The organism is Cyanobium sp. Candia 9D4 (genome assembly GCF_024346155.1).
Taxonomy (GTDB): Bacteria; Cyanobacteriota; Cyanobacteriia; order PCC-6307; family Cyanobiaceae; genus Cyanobium; species Cyanobium minutissimum.
Map to the genome: position 1 here is coordinate 162,173 of NZ_JAGQCK010000004.1, position 18,698 is coordinate 180,870.

Sequence of the window (18,698 nt, forward strand, 5' to 3'; positions counted from 1 at the left end):
GGCCTGCTCGGCTTCCCTCAGCCCGCCAGGGCGCGCATGTACCGCCCCCAGAGCTCGGCCACCAGGGCGCCGGAGGCGGCCTCGGCGGGGCGGTTGTCGTCGTTGCCCATCCAGATGCCGGTGAGGATGCGGCTGGAGGGGGAGTAGCCCACGAACAGCACATCGACGCCGTTGTCGGTGGTGCCGGTCTTGCCGCGGGCATCGGCCACCACTCCGGCGGCGCGGCCGGTGCCGCCGCTCACCACCCCCCGCAGCAGGGCATCCATCTCGGCGGCCAGCGCCGGGTCGATCAGCTGCTGGGGCTTCTCGCCGATCGGCGTGGTGACGCCGGCGGCCGGACAGCTGGCCAGGGAGCGCACCGAGCCGCAGATGCCCAGGTCGTAGATGCGCGTCACCCCGTGCAGGGGCACCGAGCGGCCGCCGTTGGCCACCACGGCGTAGGCCCGGGCCAGCTCGTAGAGGAAGGTCTCCTTGCCGCCCAGCACCATCGAGAAGCTCTCCTCCATCGGCGTGCTGATGCCGAGCTGGCGCGCCTTGGCCACCACCTTGTTCAGGCCGGCCTGCTGGGCCAGCCGCAGGGCCACCACGTTCTCGGAGCTGGCAAAGCCCGCCGCCACGCTGGTGCTGCCACCCCCGCTCCGGCAGCCGGCCACGTAGGAGAGGGGGGCGCAGGAGACGGCATCGCCGGGCTTCGCCCCGGCCTCCAGGGCCGCGAGGAAGGCGAACAACTTGAAGGTGGATCCGGGCTGACGCAGGGCCTGCACCCGATCGAAGCTTGAGCGGCTGTAGTCGCCGCCGCCGACGTAGGCCAGGATCACGCCGGTAGCGTAGTCGATCGAAATCAGGGCGCCCTGGGTGAGCCCGGCCCTCGCCCCCGGCCCCTCGAGGAACGCCTTCAGCTGTTTCTGGGCGATGGCCTGCAGGCGCGGATCGATGCTGCTGATCACCGCGTAGTTGCCCCGAGCCTCCGGACTGCTGAGGTCGAGGGCGAAGCGCCGACCCTCCAGCTCGCCGATCACGTAGTCGCTGAAGAAGGGGTAGCTGGAATAGGTGGATGCGCGGCAGGCGGAGGGGTCGATGTTGAGCGGCCGGCGGCGGGCGTCGATCAACGCCTGGTCGGAGAGGTAGCCCTCGGCGTGCATCCGCCCGAGCACCAGGTCGCGGCGTTCGCGGCCCCAGGTGGGGTTCTCCCGGTTGCAGGGGCTGTAGCTGTTGGGGCTCGGCAGCAGGCCCACCAGGAAGGCCGATTCCGCCACGTCGAGGGCGCTGGCCGACTTGCGGAAATACAGCTGGGCCGCCTGCTCGAAGCCCTCCGCCCCCAGCCCCAGGTAGGCCCGGTCGAGGTACATCTTGAGGATGCGGTTCTTGCTGAACCCCGCCTCCAGCTGCCAGGCCACCCACAGCTCCCGCAGCTTGCGGGCCACCGACACGTCGGTGCCCACGGCCGGGTAGACCATGCGGGCCACCTGCTGGGTGAGGCCGCTGCCGCCGCCGGTGCCCTGCACCAGGGAGCGCAGGGTGCCGAACAGGTCGATGCCGCTGTTCCAGCCGAAGCGCGAATCCTCCGAGGCGATCAGGGCCTGGCGCAGGTGCAGGGGGTAGTCGGCCAGGGTCGGCAGGGCCGTCGAGGAGCCCTCGGCCGCATCGATCTGGCGGCCGTCGGTGGAGAACACCTTCACCGGTCCGCTCACCGAGCGGATCGAGGAGCCGCCGGCGACGGTGGTGGCCAGCAGCAGGCCCCCCAGGGCGACGCCCGAGCCCACCAGGGCGCCGATGGCACCCCAGTGCACCCATTGCCCCAGGGGGCTGCGGGGATGGCGGTACACCAGGGTGGGCGCCTCGCCCTTGAGCGGCGAGCCGAGCTGGAGCCGGTCCCCGTCCCGCAGGCGGATGGTGCGGATGCGGCGATCCCGGTGGAACAGGCCATTGGCGGAGCCGAAGTCCTCGCCCATATAGTCCCGGTCACCGGGCCTCTCCTGCTCGACGATGGCGTGCACCCGGCTGACGCCCGTGGCGTCGGCCTGCAGCTCGCAGAGGGGATCCCGGCCGATGCGGTAGCGGCCCCCCTCCAGCGCCAGCCGCCGGCGGCACTGGCCGCCGATCCAGAGTTCCAGCCAGGCGTCGTGGTGCCTCAGCCCCCCCAGGGCTGCCGCCAGGTCCCGGCGGCGGCCGCCCGCCGAGGGGGCTCTCAGGGCCCGCCAGAGGCCGGCCCAGCCGGCGGGTCCGGCCGGTGCGCCGGGGGATTGGGAGGCCGGTGAGGCCTCAGCAGAGGTGGCAGGGGCGGTGCTGGCTGCGGTGCTGGATGCGGTACTGGCTGGGGTACTGGCGCCAGCCGACGCCTGCTCCGTCGTCCCCCCCATCCCCGGCCCGTCCGCCTTGCTCCCATACGCTACCCGCAGCGATCGGAGCGGCCGGCCAGGTGGAGCAACGGCGGGATCCATGGGCACCCTTCCGCATCTGGACCGCCCTGACCATCGGGGTGTACGCGGTGCGGGCCAGCTTCGCTGCCACCTGGGTGGGGGCGATCCCTGGCTGGGTGCTGCTGCTCCTGCTGCTGGTGGCCCTGGCCCTGGCCACCTGGGCGCTCCTCTTCCCCGGGCGGATCGTCCCCTTCCGGGAGGGGGAACCGGTGGGCTGGTGGGGTCGGTTCCTGGCCGATCGCCGTCTCGGCCGCCGCGGCGGTGCGCTGGACGATCCGCCATGAGCGCCCTGCCCCGCCTGGTGCTGCGGGACGATCCCGGCCGGAGCGTGCCGCTGGATCCCCGCACGCCCCTCTCCATCGGCCGCGATCCGGCCTGTGGCCTCTGCCTGGCCGAGGCCCGGGGCGTTTCCCGCCACCATGCCGTGGTGCGGATGTCCCGCACCCGGCCGGGCCAGTGGCTCCTCTGCGACACGGGCAGCGCCAACGGCACCTATCTCGAGGGGGCCCGACTCAAGGACTGCCGCCCCCTCTCCGACGGCGATGAGATCCGCCTCGGCCTGAACGGGCCGGTGCTCCAGTTCCGCGCTGACGGCAGCCCGCCCCCCAGCGCCCCCCCCGCCGCCACGGCCGCCGCCACCCGCGGCCGACCGGCACCGGCGCCGGTGCCGACGGCGGTGGCTGGCCGGCTGGATTTCGCCGGCCGTTCCCTGCCCCTCGATCGGATCCGCTCGGCCTACGTGCGTAGCCGCCGGCGCCACCCCCAGGCCTTCAGCTGGTGGCTGCTGCTCTGCCTGGGCGGGCTGCTGCTGCTCCCCTTTCCCTGGCTGTTCTGGCCGCTGCAGGTGGGGGCGCTGGCGGGCTGGATCGTGCTGGGCTCCCGCTGGGAGCATCTGCTGGAGGTGACGCTCCAGGACGGCCTGGCCTACCGGCACCGCTTCGACAGCCTGGCGACGGCCCTGGCCCACCGCAACGGCATCCGCCGGGCGATGGCGGCGGCTGCCCCGGCCGGGAGGCGGCCATGACCTGGATCCTGCCGGAGGGGGCCAGCCTCGGTTTCGAGGGGCTGGCCGCCCCGCTGCGGATCGTGCGTGGCCTCGGGGGCGGCACCCAGGGCCAGGTGTACGAAGTGGAGCTGGAGGGGGAACGGCTGGCCCTGAAGTGGTACCTGCCGGCCTGCATCGCCCGCGACGCCGGCCTGGAGCGGCGCCTGGCGGCCAGCATCCGGGCGACGGCGCCGAACGACGCCTTCCTCTGGCCGATCGCCCTGCTGCGGGCCAGCTCCGCCAGCCGACCCCTGATCCGCATCCGCGAGGAGAGCTTCGGCTACCTGATGCCCCTGCGGCCCGCCGCCTACGTGGGCGCCAGCGAGCATGCCGCCGGCCGGCTGGCGATCGGCCTGCGCCAGGTGCTGCGGGCCTGCTTCGGTCTGGCTGACGCCTTCCACGCCCTGCACCTGGCGGGCCTCTGTTACAAGGACGTCTCCCTGGGCAACCTCTTCCTGGAGCCCGCCAGCGGCGGCATCCTCATCTGCGACAACGACAACGTCGCCGTGGACGGGGCCGACCAGGGCGCGGTGCTGGGCACCCCGGGCTTCATGGCCCCCGAGGTCCTGCTGGGGCAGGCCCGGCCGGGGGCCGACAGTGACCTCTTCTCCCTGGCGGTGCTGCTGTTCCGGCTGCTCACCCGCCACGACCCCCTCAAGGGCCAGATGGAGCTGGCGATCCGCTGCCTCGACGAGCCGGCCCGCCGGCGGCTCTACGGCGAGGACCCGGTGTTCATCTTCGATCCGGTGGACGTCCGCAACCGGCCCGACCCGATCGAGCACGCCGCTGCCCTGATCACCTGGCCCATCTATCCCCGCCCCCTCCAGGCCCTGTTCGAGCAGACCTTCTGCCGCGGCATGACGCAGCCCTCCCGCCGGACCCTCACCGGCCAGTGGAAGCAGGAGCTGGCCCGCACCCTCGATCAACGCAGCCTCTGCCCCGCCTGCGGCCAGGAGAACTTCCAGGCCGCCGGCGCGCCGGCGCTGTGCTGGAGCTGCGGCAGCCCCCTGCCGCAGCCGATCACGCTGGCCCTGCCCCGGGGCCCGCTGCTGGCCGCCCCGGACAACGAGCTGCACCCCCACCACTTCGATGCCCTGGTCGGGGAGGATCTGCGCCGGCCGCTCGCCCGGGTGGTGGCCCATCCCCGGGAGCCCCGTCGGCTGGGGCTGTGCAATCTCTCGGCCGCCGCCTGGAGCGCCGAGGCCGCCGATGGCCGCAGCTGGCCGGTGGGGCCTGGCGAGAGCTGTAGCCTCGCGGCACTCACCCGGATCCTCACCCCGGCGGGTCCGATCGCCGTGCAGCGCCCCCTCCCGCCAGCCCCCGCCGCCTGAGAGATGCCGTTCCCCGACGTCAAGCTGGCCAACCGGCCGCTCCATTTCCTCTACCTCTGCGACTGCTCCGGCTCCATGGCCGCCTCGGGCAAGATGCAGGCCCTCAACCAGGCCATCCGCCAGTCGCTGCCGGGCATGGCGGCGGTGGCCCGCGACAACCCGGAGGCCCGGGTGCTGGTGCGGGCCGTGAGTTTCGCTGACCGCGCCGCCTGGCACATCGCGACCCCCACGCCGGTGGAGCAGCTGGAGTGGCGGGATCTGCAGGCCGGTGGCATCACGGCCATGGGGGCCGCCCTGGAGCTGGTGGCGGCGGCGCTCCAGACCCCGCCGATGGAGGTGCGCGCCCTGCCGCCGGTGCTGGTGCTGATCTCCGACGGCCAGCCCACCGACGACTTCGCCGGCGGCCTCGAGGCCCTGCTGCGGGTGCCCTGGGCCCAGAAGGCGGTGCGGCTGGCGATCGCCCTCGGCCACGACGCCGACCTGGAGGTGCTGCAGCGCTTCATCGGCAGCGAGCCGGCGACGGCGGGCCGATCCCCCCGCCGTCCGCTGCAGGCGGGCAACGCCACCTCCCTGGCCCAGTACATCCAGTGGGCCTCCACGGCGGTGGTGGGGGCCGCCTCGATGCCCGCCAGCCGGGTGAGCGAGACGCCCCTGGAGCCCGCGGCGGGCAACATCCCCCTGCCGGACCTGCCCCCCACCGTGCTCGATCCCACCGACGACGTCGGTCCCGTGGTGTGGTGAACCGCTGGGTGGCGCCGATCGGTGCCAGCCGGACCGGGGCCGCCCACCGCCGCGCCGGCCGCCCCTGCCAGGACGCGGTGCTCTGCCGCGCGCTGCGGGGCCTGGAGGGCCAGCCGGTGATGGTGATGGCGGTGGCCGATGGCCATGGCGGCCGCCGCTACCGGCGCAGCGAGGTGGGCAGTCGCCTGGCCTGCGAAACGGCCCTGGCCGCCGTGCAGGGCGCCCTGGCCGCCAGGCCCCTGGACGGGGGAGAGGAGGGCTGGCGCCTTTGGCTGGAGCGGGAGCTGCCGGAGGCCATCCAGCAGGGCTGGCTGGAGGCGGTGGCGGCCCACTGGCAGAGCGACCCCGGGGAGGGCGGCTTCGAGGCCCTGCTCTACGGCAGCACCCTGGGGCTGGTGGTGATGACCCCCCGCTGGTGGGGGCACACCGGCCTGGGCGACTGGGATCTGGTGCGGGTGGAGGCGGACGGCCAGGCCCGGCTGCTGGAGGAGGAGAACGAGCCCACCGCCCTCGGGGAGGCCACCTGCAGCCTCTGCCAGCCCCGGGCGGCCTCCCTGTTCGCCCGCCGGTCGGGCCTGCATCGGCTCGATGGCGACGCCGGCGAGTTTGCCCTGGTGCTCTGCACCGACGGCATCCGCAAGTCCTGTGCCACCGATGGCGACTTCCTCACCCTGGCGGCCTGGCTGGCCCGCGGCGACGGCGAGGCAGACCCCGATTCGGCCGGCAGCCTGGCGGCGGCGCTGGACCGGATCAGCCGCGAGGGCAGCGGCGACGACGTGACCGTGGCGGTTGGCCGTGTCTGGAGTCCGGGCGGCGGGGTGCCGCCGACGCTCCCATCGGACCCGCCCGTCGCCGATGCTCCGCCGGCTCCCCAGGCCGCGCCACGCCCGCCGGCGCCCCCTGCACCGGGGCCCGCCCCGGCGACCCCTCCCCGGCGACGACGTCCGGCGATCGGCCGGGCGGTGGCGATCGGCCTGGCCCTGGCCGGGGTCGGCGGGAGCTGGCTGGCCCTGAACTGGCCCCGCCTCCCGCCAACCCCGGCGGCGACGCCCGGGTCCCCGGGGCTGCAGGCCGCCCTCAGTGAAGTGGAACGCCTCTGCGGCCAGCCGGCCGCCATTCCCCTGGAGCTGCGCCGCCGCCGTGAGCTGTTCGTCGCCCTGCGCCAGGGCCGGCGGGATCCCGCCCCGCTGAAGGCCGCGGCCGCCGGCGATCCCCTCGCTGCCCTGATCGCCGCCGATCTCCCGGCGCTCGATCAGGGCGGCGGGAAGCTCCCGGCGGCCCAGCCTGCTGCCGCCCGACCCCGCCGCCTCCTGCGGGCGCTGGGTGCCTGCCCCGCCCTGCTGGAGGCCCTCGACCGGCAGTGGGCCCTCACCCCGGCCTCCCCCACCCCCTGAATCCCATGGCCCTGCGTCTGCTGCTCGACTGCGCCGATCCCCTGGAGTGGGAGCGCTGGCTGCCCAGCGGCCTGTTCCAGGGCGTCACCACCAACCCGACCCTGCTGCGGCGGGCCGGCCAGCCCTGCACCCTCGACCACCTGGCCCAGCTGAGCGCGCGGGCGGCGGACCTCGGCTGCCGGGAGATCCATCTGCAGACCTGGGGCGGCGATGCCAAGCAGCAGCTGGCCAACGGCCGGGCCCTGGCCGCGATCGATCGCCAGCGGGTGTACGTGAAGGTGCCGATCACCCGCCAGGGGGCGGCGGTGGCGCGCGACCTGATCGCCGAGGGCGTGCCCGTCACCTTCACGGCCTGCTACGAGGTGGCCCAGGTGCTGGTGGCCGCCGCCCTCGGGGCCGATGGCATCGCCGCCTATCTGGGGCGGATCAGCGATCTGGGCCGTGATGGCCATGGCGAGCTGATCGCCATGCAGCGGGCTCTGGAGGGGGTGGGATCCGGCACGCGGCTGCTCGTGGCCAGCCTGCGCCAGCCGCAGGATCTGGCCCGGCTGGCCGCCGCAGGTCTGGCCCACCACACGATCAGTCCGGCGATCGCCGCGGCCCTCTTCGGCAGCCCGGACACGGCCGCGGCCGCCGAGGGCTTTGAGCGTGACGCGGCCGGGACCTGAGGCCCCGGGGATCAGGCGGTCCCGCAGAAGGTGACGTCGGGGAACTTGAGCTTGGCTTCCTCGAGGGATTTGCCGCGCCCTTCCTCCTGCCAGTAGTTGATCACCTCGGTGGCCTTGTTGAGGATCTCGACCCGCTCGTTGTCGGTGATCCAGCTCTTGGCCTCCAGCTCACCCTTGAGGGTTTCCCAGGCATCTTCCCGGGGCCAGAAGAAGTAGGCGGTGAGGGGGCTGGGCCCGCCACCGACGATCTGATCCACCGCCAGGGCGACGTTGTCGGGCAGCCAGAGGATCTTCACCAGGAAGCGGCCCTCATCGGCCTTGGGGGTGTAGCCCGAAGGCACCCCGTCCTCGTCGATGGTGGCGGTGGCCAGGGCGGCACTGCCGCCGCGCAGCACCGGACGCCCTTCGGTCGTGTCGGCTGCGATGGCCGCCGGGATGGCGCTCAGGGCAGCGGCCTCGGCACTCTCAGGGGCTGTCACGGTTTCGGCGCTCAAGGAGAAACGGCAATTGCCTAACCTACCAGCCGATTCGCAGCAACCCCACTGGCCGCCTCCGCCGCCCCCCGCGCCGTCCTGCTCTTCGACATCGACGGCGTGATCAGGGATGTGGCGGGCAGCTACCGGCGCGCCATCGTCGAGACCGTGCGCCATTTCAGCGGCTGGGTCCCGGAGAGCGCCGTGATCGACGCGCTCAAGGGGGAGGGCCGCTGGAACAACGACTGGCACGCCTCGATGGAGCTGCTGCGCCGCCACGGCACCGACCCCCTGCCCGCCTGGGACCGGCTGGTGGCGGTGTTCAGCGACAACTACTTCGGCGGCGATCCGGAGGGGGATCCCGCCCTCTGGCGCGGCTTCATCGGCAGCGAGCCCCTGCTGGTGGACACCCCCTTCTTCGCGGCCCTGAGCGCCCGGGGGATCGCCTGGGGCTTCGTCAGCGGCGCCGAGCCCCCCTCCGCCCGCTTCGTGCTGGAGCAGCGGCTGCAGCTGGTGGCGCCGCCCCTGGTGGCCATGGGCCAGGCCCCCGACAAGCCCGACCCCACCGGTCTGCTGGCCCTGGCGGCCACCCTGGCCCGCGTGCCACTGGGGGCCGGGGCCCCGCCCGTGGCCTACCTGGGCGACACCGTCGCTGACGTGGAGACCGTGCGCCGGGCCCGCTCCGAGGTACCCGGCCAGCGCTTCGAAGCCCTCGCCGTGGCGCCCCCCCACCTGCAGCAGGCCGGCCGGGAGACCGAGCGCCGGCGCTATGAGGACCAGCTGCGCCAGGCGGGGGCCGACCGCGTGCTGGATGCGACCCGCCAGGTGCTGGAGCTGTTCAGCGCTCCATCGCCGCCGGCGCCTTGAGGGCGGCGGCCGTGAGCACCTCATGGCCGTGGTCGGTCACCGCCACGTCATCCTCGATGCGGATGCCGATCCCCTTCCAGCGCTCCTCGATGGCGGGCTGGCCCTCCGGCACCGCCAGCCGGTCGCTGATGTACAGGCCGGGTTCCACCGTCAGCACCATGCCCGGCTCGAGGGCCACGTGGTGCTCCCCCAGCCGGTAGGCACCCACGTCGTGGACGTCGAGCCCCAGCCAGTGGCCGGTGCGGTGCATGTAGAGATGGCGATAGGCCCCCTGCTCGATCAGCCCGTCCACCGTGCCGTTCAGCAGGCCCAGCTCCACCAGCCCCTCCACCAGCACCCGCACGGCCGTGTCGTGGACCCCTTCGGCGGTCTGGCCCGGGGCCACCGCCGCCACCGCCGCCTCCTGGGCGGCCAGCACCAGCTCGTAGAGGGCCCGCTGCTCGCCGCTGAAGCGCCCGTTGACGGGGAAGGTGCGCGTGATGTCGCCGTTGTAGTAATCGCTGAGGCTGCAGCCCGCGTCGATCAGCAGCAGGTCACCGTCCCGCAGCCGGTCGCTGTTGGCGGTGTAGTGGAGGACGCAGGCGTTGTCGCCGCCGGCCACGATGGACCCATAGGCGGGCCCGCGCGCTCCCTGCTCAAGAAAGTGCTGCTCGATCACGGCCTGCACCTGCCGCTCGCTGAGGCCGGGCCGGGCCACCTGCCGGGCCAGCTCATGGGCTTCGGCGGAGATGCGGGCCGCCTCCCGCAGGCGGGCCAGTTCCTCCGGTTCCTTGCGCAGCCGCAGCTCGTGCAGCAGCGGGCAGGGGGCCACCAGCCCCAGGGCGGCCTTGCCGCTGCGGGGGGCCCGGTCCAGCTGGCGCCCCCAGGCGGCCAGCACTAGGGGCTCCACCCCGGGATGGCGGCCCACCCGGAAGGCGATCCCCTCGGCCCCCTCGAGGTACTCCGCCAGCCGTTCAGCCAGCTCGCCGCGGGGATGGGCCACATCGGCGCCGAAGTGGCTGACGGCCCCCTCACAGCCCCAGCGGAAGCCGTTCCAGACCTCGGCCCCCGGATCCTTGGCCTCGACGAACAGCACGAAGGGGGTCTCGGGCCGGTGGGGCAGGAACAGGGCCACGGCACCGGGCTCGTCGAAGCCGGTGAGGTACCAGAAATCGCTGTTCTGGCGGAAGCTGTGCTCCACGTCGGCGTGGTGGGTCACCAGCGCCGCCCCCGGGATCACCGCGGCCGCGCCGCCCAGCTGCTGCAGAAACCGCTGGCGACGGCGGGCCAGCAGGGCGGGGTCGATCGGGGGGGACGGGGGCATCGAAGCGAAGGGACGGACAGCGAGAAGATGGCACAGCCGATTAAATACACGTGATCCCCCCGAACCTGCCCGTGCCGATCCTGTCTGTCTCGATCAGCTGCGGATGAACGATCTCCTGCTCCTGGTGCTGGCGGTGGTCGGGATGCTGATGGGGTCCTTTCTGTGCTCGGGGGTGGAGGCGGCCCTGCTCACCGTCAATCCGGTGAAGGTTCAGGAACTGGCGAGCCGCCCCAGGCCGGTGGCGGGGGCCCGGCGGCTGGCGGCCCTGCGTCAGCGGCTCGGCCGCACCCTGGCGGTGCTGGTGATCGCCAACAACATCTTCAACATTTTCGGCAGCCTGATGGTGGGCGGCTTCGCCAGCGTCGTCTTCTCCCGCCTCGGCATCAGCGGCCCTGCCCTGCCCCTGTTCTCCGTCGTGCTCACGGTGCTGGTGATCCTGCTGGGGGAGATCCTGCCCAAGGCGATCGGCAGCAAGCTGGCCCTGCCGGTCGCCCTTGCCAGCGCCCCGGCCCTGGGCGTGTTCACCACGTTGATGCTGCCCCTGGTGCTGCTGCTGGAGCGGATCCTGCCGGCGATCACGGCCGAGAACGAGATCAGCACCGACGAGAACGAGATCCGCCTGCTGGCCCGGCTGGGGTCCCAGAAGGGCCAGATCGAGGCCGATGAGGCCGCCATGATCGCCAAGGTGTTCCAGCTCAACGACCTCACCGCCCGCGACCTGATGCTGCCCCGGGTGTCGGCCCCCACCCTGGCGGGCCACCAGAGCCTCGATGAGCAGCGCTCCACCCTGCTGCGCCACACCACCGCCTGGTGGGTGGTGCTGGGGGAGGAGGTGGACGAGGTGCTGGGGGTGGCCAGCCGCGAGCAGCTGCTCACCGCCCTGGTGGAGGGCCGCGGCGCCAGCCAGGCCGCCGACCTCTGCGAACCGGTGGAGTTCGTGCCGGAGATGATCCGGGCCGACCGCCTGCTCACCAGCTTCCGCCGCAACGGCTCCGGGGTGCGGGTGGTGGTGGACGAGTTCGGCGGCTTCGTGGGGGTGATCGGGCCTGAGGCGGTGCTGGCGGTGCTGGCGGGCTGGTGGCGCCGGCCCGCCTCCGCCGCGGAGAGCAGCCCGTGACGGCGTCGGCCCCGCCAGCGGCGATCGCCCCCCCCGCCGCAGAGCGCTGCCGCCAGCTGCTGGCCCGCTGGCGTGCGGGGCTGGTGCTCAGCGGCCGGGAGCAGGCGGCCCTGGCGCCGGAGCTGGCCAGCCTCGACCGCCAGCTGGAGCGCCTGCACCGCCGGCGGCCGCGGGTGGCGGTGTTCGGCCGGGTGGGGGTGGGCAAGTCGAGCCTGCTCAATGCCCTGCTCGGCGAGGACCACTTCGCCACCGACGTGGCCCATGGCTGCACCCGTCGCCAGCAGCAGCGGGCCTGGGGCCAGCCCGTGGCCGGCCTGGAGGGGGTCGACCTGGTGGACACCCCGGGCATCGATGAGATCGCCGCCGCCGCCCGCTCCCGCCTGGCGTCCCGGGTGGCGGTGGGCGCCGACCTGGTGCTGCTGGTGATCGACAGCGACCTCACGGTGATGGACGCCCAGGCCCTCGACGACCTGCTGGCCTCCGGCAAGCCCCTGTTGCTGGTGCTGAACCGCAGTGACTGCTGGCCGGAGGCCGAACGGGACGCCCTGCTCGCCAGCATCGGACGGCGCCTGCCGCCGGGGGCCCGACAGCTGCGGCCGCTGCCGGTGGCGGCCGCCCCCCGGACGGCCCGCCTGCGCCCCGATGGCCGGGTGCGCAGCGAGGCGGCTCCGCCCCGGGTGGAGCCCCTGCGCTGGGAGCTCACCGGCCTGCTGGAGCGCCACGGCGAGCTGCTGCTGGCCCTGAACGCCCTGCGGGCCGCCGACCGCTTCAGCCAGTCGCTGCACCGCTGCCGGCTGCGCCACGGCCGCCGCCAGGCCCAGGGCCTGATCGGCCGCTTCGCCGCCCTCAAGGCCACGGGCGTGGCGGCGAACCCATTGCTGCTGCTCGATCTGGCCGGTGGTCTGGCCTGCGACAGCGCCCTGGTGGTGCAGCTCTGCCAGCTCTACGGCCTGCCGATGACCCGCAGCGGTGCCCGCGCCCTGCTGGCCCGTCTGGGTGGCCACAACGCCCTGCTGGGGGGCGCCCAGCTGGGCCTGCAGCTGCTGCTGGGTGGCCTGCGCCAGCTGCTGCTGGTGGCGGCGCCCCTGAGCGGCGGCCTGAGCCTGGCGCCGGCGGCGCCGGTGGCCCTGGCCCAGGCGGCCCTGGCGGTGCACACCACCCGCCGCACGGGCCGGCTCGCCGCCGCCGAGCTGCTGCGCACCGCCACCGCCGCGGGCCAGCCGGGGGCCCTGCTGCGCCGGCTGGTGCGGCAGGATCCCGAGACCCGCCGCTGGCTGAGCGAATGGCAGCAGCAGGGGGGCCAGGGCAGCGCCGGCGGCGGTCTGCAGCCGTGACGACCGCCGGCACGGCCGCCCCGTTGACCCGTCTCGCCCTGTTCGGCACCAGCGCCGATCCCCCCACCCGTGGCCACCGGGCCCTGCTGGAGGGGCTGCTGGGCCTCTTCCCCCAGGTGCTCACCTGGGCCAGCGACAACCCGCTCAAGCAGCACGGCGCCCCCCTGGAGGTGCGCTCGGCCCTGCTGGCCGCCCTGGTGGCCGCCATCGGCGACCCCCGGCTCAGCCTGCAGCAGGAGCTCAGCAGCCCCTGGGCGGTGGAGACCCTGGAGCGGGCCCGGGCCAGCTGGCCCGACCGGGAGCTGGTCTTCGTGGTGGGCAGCGACCTGGCCGGCCAGATCCACCGCTGGCGGCGGGCCGAGGAGCTGCTGCGCGGCTGCCGGCTCGGCATCGCCCGCCGCCAGGGCTGGCCGCTGCAGCCGTCGGATCTGGAGCGGCTGCGGGGGCTGGGGGCCAGCCTCGACCTGCTGCCCCTGGCCATTCCCCCCAGCGCCAGCTCCCGGATCCGGGAGCGGCCCGATCCGGCCCAGGTACCGTCCGAACTCTGGCCGGTGCTGCTGCAGCACAATCTCTACGGCCTCTCCGAGCCCTGATGCGCCTCGCCCTGGCCCAGCTCAATCCCCTGGTGGGCGACCTGGAGGGCAACGGCCGCCGGATCCTGGCGGCCGCCGAGCGGGCCCGTGCCGGCGCGGCCGACCTGCTGCTCACCCCCGAGCTGTCCCTGTGGGGCTACCCGCCCCGGGACCTGCTGCTGCGGCCCGCCCTGATCCAGCGCCAGGAGGGGGTTCTCGAGACCCTGGCGGCGGCCTGCCCAGGCGGACTGGCCCTGCTGGTGGGGGTGGCCGAGCCGGTGGCCGGCCGGCGCCAGCCGGGGCTGCACAACGCCCTGGCCCTGGTGGAGCGGGGCGGCTGGCGGATCGTCTGCCGCAAGCGCCTGCTGCCCAGCTACGACGTCTTCGACGAACGCCGCTACTTCCTGCCCGGCGACGCCCCGGCGGTGCTGGAGCTGAAGGCGGGCGGCCGCCCCTGGCGCCTGGGGCTGACCATCTGCGAGGACCTCTGGGTGGAGGAGAACCTGCGCAGCCGCTGGCCGGATGCGGTGGATCCGATCGCCGACCTGGCACCGCAGCGGATCGACCTGCTGCTCAACCTCTCGGCCTCCCCCTTCGGCCGCGGCAAGGGGGAGGTGCGCCAGGGGCTGGCGGCCCGGGCGGCGGCCCGGCTGGGGGTGCCGGTGGTCTACCTCAACCAGGTGGGCGGCAACGACGAGCTGGTCTTCGACGGGGCCAGCTTCGTGGTGGACCGCACCGGCCGGCCCCTGCTGCGCCTGGCCTGCGCCGCCGAGGACCTGGCCGTCTGGCCGGCGGCCCCTGCGGATGCCCACGCGGAAGACCCCGCCCCCGCCCCGGCAGCGCCGCCGGACCCCTGGGAGCAGCTGCTGCGGGTGCTGGTGCTTGGGGTGCGCGACTACGCCGCCAAGTGCGGATTCCAGCGGGCCCTGCTGGGGCTGAGCGGCGGCATCGATTCGGCCCTGGTGGCGGTGATCGCCGCCGCGGCCCTCGGCCCCGACCGGGTGGAGGTGCTGCGCATGCCCTCCCCCTTCAGTTCGGCCGGTTCCCTCGACGATGCCGAGGGTCTCGCCCGCCGGCTCGGGCTGACCACCGCCACCCTGCCGATCGCGCCCCTGATGGAGGCCTTCGCCGCCACCCTTCCCCCCGCCCTGGGGGCGCCCCCGGCGGGGGTCACCGAAGAGAACCTGCAGTCGCGCATCCGGGGCACCCTGCTGATGGCGGTGGCCAACCAGAAGGGGGGGCTGCTGCTCTCCACCGGCAACAAATCGGAGCTGGCGGTGGGCTACTGCACCCTCTACGGCGACATGAACGGCGGACTGTCGGTGATCGGCGATCTCTACAAGACCACCGTCTTCGGCCTCTGCGAGTGGCTCGATGGCGAAGCCTCCGGCCCCTGCCGGGCCGCCCTGGGCCTGCCGCCGGCCGGTGAGCTGATCGGCGCGGCGATCCGCACCAAGCCCCCCAGCGCCGAGCTGCGTCCCGACCAGCGCGACAGCGATTCCCTGCCCGACTACGGGGTGCTCGACCCCCTGCTGAAGGCCTCGATCGAGGAGCTGCGCACCCCGGAACAACTGGTGGCCGGAGGGGCCGATCCGGCCCTGGTGGCCCGGGTGGCCGGCCTGCTGCGGCGGGCCGAGTTCAAGCGGCGCCAGGCGGCACCGGTGCTCAAGGTGAGCGACCGGGCCTTCGGCAGCGGCTGGCGGATGCCCATCGCCTCGGCCTAGGGTTCAGCGACGAACGCCTCCGGGCGGCAATCCTTCCTGCCCCATGCCAGCTCCCGGCCCGGCACCCCTGGCCTCTCCGATGGCGAGCATCGGTGTGCCCACGGAGATCAAGCGCGACGAACAGCGGGTGGCCCTCACCCCCGACGGCGTCCATGAACTGGTGTCCCAGGGCATGGAAGTGCGCGTCCAGGAGGGGGCGGGCCTGGGGGCCGGCATCAGCGACGACGACTACCGCGCCTCCGGGGCCCGCATCGTCAGCTGCGAGGAGGCCTGGGCGGCCCACCTCGTGGTGAAGGTGAAGGAACCGCAGCCGCAGGAGTTCGGCTTCCTGCGCAGCGACCTGGTGCTGTTCACCTACCTGCACCTGGCGGCCTACCCCGAGGTGGGCAAGGCCCTGCTGGAGGCGGGCACCACGGCGGTGGCCTACGAGACGGTGCAGCTCGAGGACGGCAGCCTGCCGCTGCTGGCCCCGATGAGCGAGGTGGCCGGCCGGCTGGCGGCCCAGGTGGGGGCCCATCTGCTGGAGAAGCCCCACGGTGGGCGGGGCGTGCTGATGGGGGGCTGCACCGGCGTGCGGCCGGCCCGGGTGGTGGTGCTGGGGGCCGGCACCGTGGGCTGGAATGCGGCCCGCATCGCCGCGGCCATGGATGCGGAGGTGTTCCTGCTCGACCGCTCTCCCCACCGCCTGCGGGGCCTGGAATCCGACCGCCGCGGCCGGATGACCAGCCTGGTGAGCAGCCGCAGCCTGATCGAGCGGCTGGTGCCGGGAACCGACCTGCTGATCGGCGCGGTGCTCCTGCCCGGCGGCCGTGCCCCCACCCTGGTGAGCGAGGACCTGGTGCAGCGCATGCGGCCCGGGTCGGTGATCGTGGATGTGGCCATCGACCAGGGCGGCTGCATCGCCACCAGCCGCGAGACCACCCACACCGATCCGGTGGTCACCATCCACGGGGTGCAGCACTACGCCGTGGGCAACATGCCCGGCGCCGTGCCCTTCACCTCCACCGAAGCCCTGGTGAGCGTCACCCTGCCCTACATCCTGGTGATGGCCGGACGGGGCCTGCTGGAAGCGGTCACCGACCGCCCCGAACTCCTCTCCGGCCTGAACACCGTGGATGGGGCCGTGTGCCACCCGGGCGTGGCCAAGGCCCTGGGGGTGTCGCCGCGCCATCCGATGGCCTGCCTGCGCTGAGCCGGCGGCCGGCGACGGGTCGGGCAGCGGTTCAGACGGTGGCCCGGCTCAAACGGTGGCGCGCAAGATCACTGAGGCGGGCTGGCCGCTGAGGGGATCAATCGGTTCGCGCAGTTCTCGTACGATCAGACCGTGGCTCTGGAACAGCCGCACCCAGGATTCCAGGGTCCGGAAGAACCAGGGCGCCGGCGTGCGGAAGGCCGGGGAGAAGCCGGCCCAGGAGCCTTCCCGCCAGCCGTCCTCGTAGGGATGGTCGGCGCAGGCCAGCAGTGGGTGCAGGGTCTGGACCAGCACGGATCCGCCGGGGGAGAGCAGCCCTGAGAAGGTGGTGAACAGCTCGTCAAGGCTGTGATCGCCGAGCAGGGAGAAGTTGGCCACCACCATGTCGAAACGCTGCTGGAGGGCACCGGCGGCGATTTGCTGGTAGGAGAGCGTACGGAAGCTAGCGCCGGCCGGGGCGCCCTCGGCGGCGATCGCGGTGAGATCGGCCACCGCGTCGATGCCGAGCACCACGATGCCCTGACGGGCGCAGTGGTGGGACAACCAGCCCTCGCCACAGCCCAGATCCAGCAGGGTGGCCGGAGCGCAGTCGGTGATCGCCTGCAGGATCGCCCCGTTGGTGACCCTTACGCGGCTGAGGATCTCGCCGCGGCGCACGGCCCGGGTCCAGGTGGCAGCATTGACGACCCAGGACGCCAGGATCTGCTCTTCCATGTACGGTGGCACGGCTCTTGGAAGGTAGGCCGTGCCATCGGCGGTGTCTTGGGGGAGGAGCATAGGAGAAGGTGAGGAATGGGACAGAGAAGGATCGGCCTCAGCCTTTCGAGGCGAAAGCAAGACACCCGGCTGTTGAGATCAGAACAGACCAGCAAATAGCGACATGTTGCGTCCGATTCTAGGGAGAGTTCCCCATGGTCTGGGAACGAGTCTGACATGGGAACCTCGGCAGACGGTGACGACCTCCCCGCCGATTGAGCCGGTCAAGAGAGGGTGGCCCCAGTCACATAGTGGAGCCACGAGACTCCCGAAGCGGCAACACTTCTGGCTGAATGGTCGGAAGTCACAGACCCATTACTCTTTGGATGCAGTGGTGTCTCGGCCACGACGCTATCGGCTGCATATTCACTTCATTTACGCAGCCGATGTTGACATGCGGCCATTCCAGCCCATTCTCCTGGCCAGCCTTCAGGTGCGCCGTTGCAATCGGTAGAGGAGGAGGGCGGCTGTTTCGCGCAGGGCAAGTCGGTTCTGGTCTCTGGCAGAGAGGTGATCGATGGGAGCGACCAGAGGCTTCACGGCAACACCTTGGCGCTGAAAGGCAAGGGCGGCCCGCGGCAGCTGCCAGGGGTCGGTGATCAGGGTGATGGCCGGGAGCGGGGCGCCAGGGTTTTCCTTTCGCAACCAGGCCGTGGTGAGCGTGGCGTTCTCCCAGGTGGTGCGAGCACAGGTGTCACCCGCCACATTCTCTGGGGGCACGCCTAGGGCGACGAGCCGCTCGGCGGTGGCCCGCCCATCCCCCGACACGTAAATCGTGTGAATGAGCCCCTGGCGCTCGAGATCAGCCGCCAGGGTGGTGGTGCTTTGGGAAATCTCGGCTCTGCGGCCGACCAAAACGGCCACGGATGACTGAGCCGTGTCTGGCTGGGGCACCTGAAAGAGGAGCCAGGAGCTGAGAAGTCGGGTGCTGAGAGGAGTATAGAGAAGAAAAACGCACACCAGTAAGGTCCCCAGCAGGCCGGCCCGCAGGGAACGGGTGATCGGCAGCAGGCCTGAGGCGATCCAGAGCAGACCCGCCGACAGCGGCAGGAGCAGCCAGGGGGTGGCAACGAGTTGGAAGACAACATCGCGTATGCCGAACCAGATCAGCGGACGCTGGGGGCAACTGGACCAACGGATCAGCGCGGAGGGGTCACTCAAGAGCGGGAAAGGCAAGTTTCGGTGCGTTCCATCCAACTGCCCAGACCTCGGCCTGTTCCACCACAAGGTCGGGACAAGAGGAGCGCAACGCCCCGACATTCCCCCGGGCCATGGGACGGCTGGGTCAGCGGCTGCACAAGCGTCATGGAACGAGCAGCTAGAAACCATTACGGTAAGGGCAGCTCATGCGCAAGGAGCGTTGACGGGATTGCTGGGGTGACAGGCCTGACACGCTGGCCCCTGCTTCGCAAGGAACAGAGCAAAGGGCGATTCCATTGCAGCGTATCCAAACGAACCGGCACGGTGGATGGATCGCTTCGGCTGAAGAGTCGTTGAAGCCCAGCCGTCACAGTATGACCGTCAGTCGCCAAGGCGGGCTGCAAATGGATCCAATGCAGCATCAGAACGTTAAACGCCTCCCAATGGAGTTGAAGAAAAAGATAACGGAACCAGAGATCGGAACGATGGTTGTCAAACTCCAGAGCTAAATTCTCGTTGAGCAAGGCACGAAGGTGCATGCGGAGCCTTCTCTCAAGGGCTCTTGCTCCATTCCTGCCCAACCTGCCTGCCCATCCAGGATAACCACCAATCGTTTCTTGC

Annotated in this window: 17 protein-coding genes; 12 read left to right on the forward strand and 5 right to left on the reverse strand. The window is 72.7% G+C overall.

The features are described 5' to 3' along the window. Positions 1 to 17 precede the first annotated feature (17 nt). Complete coding sequence (locus KBZ08_RS11045; protein WP_254972933.1) at positions 18 to 2,360, reverse strand: transglycosylase domain-containing protein; 2,343 nt, start codon at positions 2,358 to 2,360, stop codon at positions 18 to 20. A gap of 59 nt (positions 2,361 to 2,419) precedes the next feature. Here KBZ08_RS11045 and KBZ08_RS11050 point away from each other — a divergent pair, with 59 nt between their 5' ends. Genes KBZ08_RS11050 through KBZ08_RS11075 form a run of 6 tightly spaced genes read left to right on the forward strand, consistent with a single transcriptional unit; the run spans position 2,420 to position 7,599 of the window. Further along, the gene (locus KBZ08_RS11050) at positions 2,420 to 2,704 is read left to right on the forward strand and encodes a hypothetical protein (protein ID WP_254972935.1); all 285 of its coding nucleotides are present in this window, start codon (positions 2,420 to 2,422) and stop codon (positions 2,702 to 2,704) included. Continuing rightward, on the forward strand, positions 2,701 to 3,444 hold the full coding sequence (locus KBZ08_RS11055; RefSeq protein WP_254972937.1) for an FHA domain-containing protein: 744 nt from the start codon (positions 2,701 to 2,703) through the stop codon (positions 3,442 to 3,444). Before KBZ08_RS11050 ends, KBZ08_RS11055 begins: the two co-directional genes overlap by 4 nt. After that, positions 3,441 to 4,796, forward strand: a complete 1,356-nt coding sequence (locus KBZ08_RS11060) for a protein kinase domain-containing protein (protein WP_254972939.1) — start codon at positions 3,441 to 3,443, stop codon at positions 4,794 to 4,796. The genes KBZ08_RS11055 and KBZ08_RS11060 overlap by 4 nt, the downstream gene beginning before the upstream one ends. Positions 4,797 to 4,799: 3 nt before the next feature. After that, positions 4,800 to 5,537 (forward strand): VWA domain-containing protein, encoded by a 738-nt coding sequence (locus tag KBZ08_RS11065; RefSeq protein WP_254972941.1) that lies wholly within the window; start codon positions 4,800 to 4,802, stop codon positions 5,535 to 5,537. Beyond that, on the forward strand, positions 5,531 to 6,931 hold the full coding sequence (locus KBZ08_RS11070; protein ID WP_254972943.1) for a protein phosphatase 2C domain-containing protein: 1,401 nt from the start codon (positions 5,531 to 5,533) through the stop codon (positions 6,929 to 6,931). Before KBZ08_RS11065 ends, KBZ08_RS11070 begins: the two co-directional genes overlap by 7 nt. Before the next feature lie 5 nt (positions 6,932 to 6,936). Beyond that, the gene (locus KBZ08_RS11075) at positions 6,937 to 7,599 is read left to right on the forward strand and encodes a transaldolase family protein (protein WP_254972944.1); all 663 of its coding nucleotides are present in this window, start codon (positions 6,937 to 6,939) and stop codon (positions 7,597 to 7,599) included. An 11-nt stretch (positions 7,600 to 7,610) separates the two neighbouring features. Here the strand turns inward: KBZ08_RS11075 and KBZ08_RS11080 are convergent, their stop codons facing one another. After that, complete coding sequence (locus KBZ08_RS11080) at positions 7,611 to 8,093, reverse strand: 30S ribosomal protein PSRP-3 (RefSeq protein WP_094585638.1); 483 nt, start codon at positions 8,091 to 8,093, stop codon at positions 7,611 to 7,613. 48 nt (positions 8,094 to 8,141) lie between these two features. Between KBZ08_RS11080 and KBZ08_RS11085 the strand changes: the two genes are divergently transcribed. After that, positions 8,142 to 8,939 (forward strand): TIGR01548 family HAD-type hydrolase, encoded by a 798-nt coding sequence (locus KBZ08_RS11085; protein WP_254973001.1) that lies wholly within the window; start codon positions 8,142 to 8,144, stop codon positions 8,937 to 8,939. Here the strand turns inward: KBZ08_RS11085 and KBZ08_RS11090 are convergent. Then, positions 8,911 to 10,242 (reverse strand): aminopeptidase P N-terminal domain-containing protein, encoded by a 1,332-nt coding sequence (locus KBZ08_RS11090; protein ID WP_106220371.1) that lies wholly within the window; start codon positions 10,240 to 10,242, stop codon positions 8,911 to 8,913. The genes KBZ08_RS11085 and KBZ08_RS11090 overlap by 29 nt on opposite strands. Before the next feature lie 103 nt (positions 10,243 to 10,345). On the opposite strand from KBZ08_RS11090, the gene KBZ08_RS11095 reads away from it, so the two are divergent. From KBZ08_RS11095 to ald, 5 genes are read left to right on the forward strand one after another with little or no spacing between them, the layout of a single operon-like run. Further along, positions 10,346 to 11,359 carry a CNNM domain-containing protein gene (locus KBZ08_RS11095; RefSeq protein ID WP_254972947.1) on the forward strand — a complete coding sequence of 338 codons (1,014 nt, stop codon included), beginning with the start codon at positions 10,346 to 10,348 and terminating at the stop codon, positions 11,357 to 11,359. Continuing rightward, complete coding sequence (locus KBZ08_RS11100) at positions 11,356 to 12,693, forward strand: DUF697 domain-containing protein (RefSeq protein ID WP_254972949.1); 1,338 nt, start codon at positions 11,356 to 11,358, stop codon at positions 12,691 to 12,693. The genes KBZ08_RS11095 and KBZ08_RS11100 overlap by 4 nt, the downstream gene beginning before the upstream one ends. Beyond that, positions 12,690 to 13,286 carry a nicotinate-nucleotide adenylyltransferase gene (locus KBZ08_RS11105; RefSeq protein ID WP_254972951.1) on the forward strand — a complete coding sequence of 199 codons (597 nt, stop codon included), beginning with the start codon at positions 12,690 to 12,692 and terminating at the stop codon, positions 13,284 to 13,286. The genes KBZ08_RS11100 and KBZ08_RS11105 overlap by 4 nt, the downstream gene beginning before the upstream one ends. Further along, positions 13,286 to 14,989, forward strand: a complete 1,704-nt coding sequence (locus KBZ08_RS11110) for an NAD+ synthase (protein WP_254972953.1) — start codon at positions 13,286 to 13,288, stop codon at positions 14,987 to 14,989. The genes KBZ08_RS11105 and KBZ08_RS11110 overlap by 1 nt, the downstream gene beginning before the upstream one ends. Positions 14,990 to 15,032: 43 nt before the next feature. Beyond that, positions 15,033 to 16,181, forward strand: coding sequence for an alanine dehydrogenase (gene ald, locus KBZ08_RS11115; RefSeq protein ID WP_254972955.1), 1,149 nt, complete (start codon positions 15,033 to 15,035; stop codon positions 16,179 to 16,181). Positions 16,182 to 16,229: 48 nt separating this feature from the next. Here ald and KBZ08_RS11120 read toward each other — a convergent pair whose 3' ends face one another. Beyond that, positions 16,230 to 16,958 (reverse strand): bifunctional 2-polyprenyl-6-hydroxyphenol methylase/3-demethylubiquinol 3-O-methyltransferase UbiG, encoded by a 729-nt coding sequence (locus tag KBZ08_RS11120; RefSeq protein ID WP_254972957.1) that lies wholly within the window; start codon positions 16,956 to 16,958, stop codon positions 16,230 to 16,232. 408 nt (positions 16,959 to 17,366) lie between these two features. Continuing rightward, positions 17,367 to 18,098: a YdcF family protein gene (locus KBZ08_RS11125; protein WP_254972958.1), complete on the reverse strand. Its 732-nt coding sequence runs from the start codon at positions 18,096 to 18,098 to the stop codon at positions 17,367 to 17,369. Positions 18,099 to 18,698 lie beyond the last annotated feature (600 nt).

Excerpts from the sequence above, each read along its gene's own strand:
- KBZ08_RS11045 (WP_254972933.1), bottom strand. The coding sequence starts at position 2,360 with ATGGGGGGGACGACGGAGCAGGCGTCGGCTGGCGCCAGTACCCCAGCC.
- KBZ08_RS11055 (WP_254972937.1), top strand. The coding sequence starts at position 2,701 with ATGAGCGCCCTGCCCCGCCTGGTGCTGCGGGACGATCCCGGCCGGAGC.
- KBZ08_RS11060 (WP_254972939.1), top strand. The coding sequence starts at position 3,441 with ATGACCTGGATCCTGCCGGAGGGGGCCAGCCTCGGTTTCGAGGGGCTG.
- KBZ08_RS11065 (WP_254972941.1), top strand. The coding sequence starts at position 4,800 with ATGCCGTTCCCCGACGTCAAGCTGGCCAACCGGCCGCTCCATTTCCTC.
- KBZ08_RS11075 (WP_254972944.1), top strand. The coding sequence starts at position 6,937 with ATGGCCCTGCGTCTGCTGCTCGACTGCGCCGATCCCCTGGAGTGGGAG.
- KBZ08_RS11090 (WP_106220371.1), bottom strand. The coding sequence starts at position 10,242 with ATGCCCCCGTCCCCCCCGATCGACCCCGCCCTGCTGGCCCGCCGTCGC.
- KBZ08_RS11095 (WP_254972947.1), top strand. The coding sequence starts at position 10,346 with ATGAACGATCTCCTGCTCCTGGTGCTGGCGGTGGTCGGGATGCTGATG.
- KBZ08_RS11110 (WP_254972953.1), top strand. The coding sequence starts at position 13,286 with ATGCGCCTCGCCCTGGCCCAGCTCAATCCCCTGGTGGGCGACCTGGAG.
- ald (WP_254972955.1), top strand. The coding sequence starts at position 15,033 with ATGCCAGCTCCCGGCCCGGCACCCCTGGCCTCTCCGATGGCGAGCATC.
- KBZ08_RS11120 (WP_254972957.1), bottom strand. The coding sequence starts at position 16,958 with ATGCTCCTCCCCCAAGACACCGCCGATGGCACGGCCTACCTTCCAAGA.